At 65.1% G+C, this 2,124-nt stretch carries 1 protein-coding gene; it reads left to right on the forward strand.

Translation table 11 applies throughout. The features are described from left to right. Nucleotides 1-1,646: 1,646 nt before the first annotated feature. Entirely contained in the window at nt 1,647-1,784 is a 138-nt protein-coding gene (locus tag BBH68_RS42495; RefSeq protein ID WP_158080414.1) for a hypothetical protein, read from the forward strand. Nucleotides 1,785-2,124 lie beyond the last annotated feature (340 nt).

The following is a 2,124-nucleotide window of genomic DNA, read 5'->3' on the forward strand; positions in this document are numbered from 1 at the left end:
GACAGGGACAGTCCGGGACAGGGCCGACCGTACGGGGAGGGGGAAGGTCGCTCATGGTGCGCAGGACTCCGTCCTGACGGGGGACCGCCGGCAGCGCGCCAGGGCCCAGGCTACTTGGTCGCAAAGTCGCACAGTCCATGGACAGTTGGCCCTGCCACGAGCGGGCTGTGCGGCACGCACACAGCCTTCCACGCTCCGGATTTTCACCGCCCCGCACCGGGCGCCTTTTGTCCGATGTGCGGCTTGCTGGCCCCGCTGGTGTTCCTAGCCTCGCCGCAAAATCCGCCTCCTTACAGACTCGCGAAAGGCGGCATGACGACGACGGGTTCTGTGCCTGCCGCGTCCGTGGCGGCCCACCGTTTGTTCCGGCCGACTTGCAGCCGAGGCCATATCAGAAAGACGCTGCTCCCAGCACGACACCGACGGCGAGCCGCTGGTGTCCTCCTGACGGCTCCTGGTCGCAAGCCCGAATCCGTTTCAGGACTTCGGGCAGGCGCTTTGGCCGGCGCCCACCGATACGTCGAGTCGGCACCGTTCTCGGTACCGACTCGACGTGCTTCCTCGGCACGCGGAGACCCGGATCCGTCTCGTGCCCCGCCACCCCGCGGCGGCCCCATTAGCCATTTGGAACGCCAGAGTGTAATCGCACGATGGCGGGGCCCGGACACGGAGACCCCGTCCTGGCCCTACTCGGTCTGTACGGCCGCCAGCGGCGCTCGCTCACGCTGCGGTGGTCGGGCGATGTACGACCCGCGCCCCGGCGGCCCGGCCCGGTTCAACTTGGATCGGCGTCCCTCCCTAACTGCCCCGGGCCGGCTCGCCCCTCGAACCGGCCCGGGGCACGCGGGGAGGCGTGGCCAGCGCGCCGATCGTGGTGACCGGCTCGCCCGCACGGGCGGCCTGAGAGGCCGGGACGGGATCCTGGCACCGCCTACAGTGACCACGACCTGGTCGTAGTCCTCGAAGGCGCCGGCATCGCTGACCCTGAGCCCATCCTGGACGAGTCGCAGTGGGGTGGAGTGGCACGACAGCCCCGCCCACCAGTTCAGCGCCGCCTGATGTTCGAGGCACGGCGGGGACTGGGCAGGACCGCCCTGCCGGTCAGCCAATCAACTTGTGGAGCATGGGAACGCTGAGCCCGAAGGCTCCCAAGCCTGCGGCGACAGCCGCGGGCACGGACTTCGGTGGCTTCCTTTGCTACGCACGCTCCCCTGGTTACCCAGTCCGGGCCGCGTTCGGGCGTCGGTACCCGTATCCCATGTGCTGGGTTCCGCCCAGCCCTCGATGGCCTTCGAAACGAAGGCTCCGGTTAATCGTGTGCTGCACGCTGGATTCGGAGAACGGACCCTTGACCTGTGGAAACTGGCAATATGTCACAATAAACGAAGGTTGGGCAATCGTGGCATAAGTCTCACCACATATTCCATGCTGATGAGTCTCGCTGGGGCTCTGATCAGGCAACTTGCCGTCCGTGAAGGTGATTTGTGGGTATTTGGCTTCCATGCCTAAGAACCGTAAGCGCACATAGGATTGGTGTCGCTTCTACCGCTCGTGCCGTCCCAGCTGGAGGCACGAACACCTCCACGGCGATGGGACCGGGTCCCATGTGGACGAGGCTCCCCCGGAGCCTCGGGAAGGAGACGGTCTTGAAGACTCTGTTTCGGAGGATGATGGACCGTTGGAAGAACCACTGCCGCCCGAAGTTCACTGCGGCGCGTGTGTCGGCAGCAACTGCTGTTGCCGGGCTCGCGATCACGGTGATCGAAAAGCAGCCGTGGTTCTGAACAAAAACGAAAGGCCCTAGCTGAGGCATCAACCAGGGCCTTCGTTCAACGGTGCGAAGAGCTCTGTCCTGCGGTCCCGGGGTTGCGACCCCCGGGGGATGGAGCTCTTCGCTATTCACCCGTGAGAGTGAATCTTTCCACCCGACGGTACCACCGTGGCTTCTCCCGAGCAGTGTCTTGGCTCTCACTGAGCGGAAGAGTGAGAACCATCCACACCGGCGGTGAACAGCAGATTCGCCCTTGTGATGGCACCTCGTTATAGAAACGGTGATTCCACTCACCAGGGTGACTCCGGCATCCTTATGTCCAGCGCATCGCGATCGCGGACAGCTGCTCCACC

The organism is Streptomyces sparsogenes, from assembly GCF_001704635.1.
GTDB classification, from domain to species: domain Bacteria; phylum Actinomycetota; class Actinomycetes; order Streptomycetales; family Streptomycetaceae; genus Streptomyces; species Streptomyces sparsogenes.